1 protein-coding gene is annotated in these 702 nt (G+C 77.8%); it reads left to right on the forward strand.

All coding sequences use genetic code 11. The features are described from left to right. The coding region (locus B7767_RS40960) for an acyl carrier protein (RefSeq protein WP_143652956.1) at positions 1-702 on the forward strand (702 nt) is incomplete at both ends.

Genomic DNA, 702 nt, shown 5'->3' on the forward strand with positions numbered 1-702 from the left:
CTCGGCCTGCGGCACGGACGCGGCACAGCTGGTGCTCGCCGACCTGGCACCGGGGGCACCCGGGGCGCCCCCGGCACCTTCGGTCACCCCGGCGCCGCCGCCCGCGGCCGACGGAACGGGCGGGCGCGCCCCGGCCTCCTCCGGTACGGCCGCCGTACTGCGGGAGCTGCTGGCACGGTCCCTCGAGATCCCGCCGGCGGCGGTCGACGACGACGCGCCGTTCCTGACCCTCGGTCTGGACTCGCTGGGCGCCGTCGACCTCGTCAAACGGCTGGAGCGGGAGCTGGGGCGGTCCCTGCCCACCACGCTCTTCTTCGAGCACCGGACGGTGCGCGAGCTCGCCGCCCACCTCGACGACCGGGTCCCGGACCGCCCGGACGGCGAGCCCTTCGCGCTGACGCCCGTCCAGCTCGCGCTCCACACCAGCAGCCTGCTCCACCCGGACGTCCCGGCGCGCGGCCATCTGCGGCTGACGATCCGCGGCCCGCTCGACACCGGCCTCCTCGGCCGGGCGCTGGCGCACCTGGCGGAACGGCACGGCATGCTGCGGCTGCGGGTGGACACCTCGGGCGCGCGGCCGGCGCAGCGGGTGGCGGCGCCGGTTCCGGTGGCGGACTGGTACGAGGTGCGGGACTGCGCCGCCGAGGACCTGGCCGGCACCGAGTCCGCCGTGTGCAACCGGCCCTTCGACCTGGCGTCGGG

Origin of the sequence: Streptomyces sp. 13-12-16 (assembly GCF_002114215.1) — a bacterium.
GTDB lineage: Bacteria > Actinomycetota > Actinomycetes > Streptomycetales > Streptomycetaceae > Streptomyces.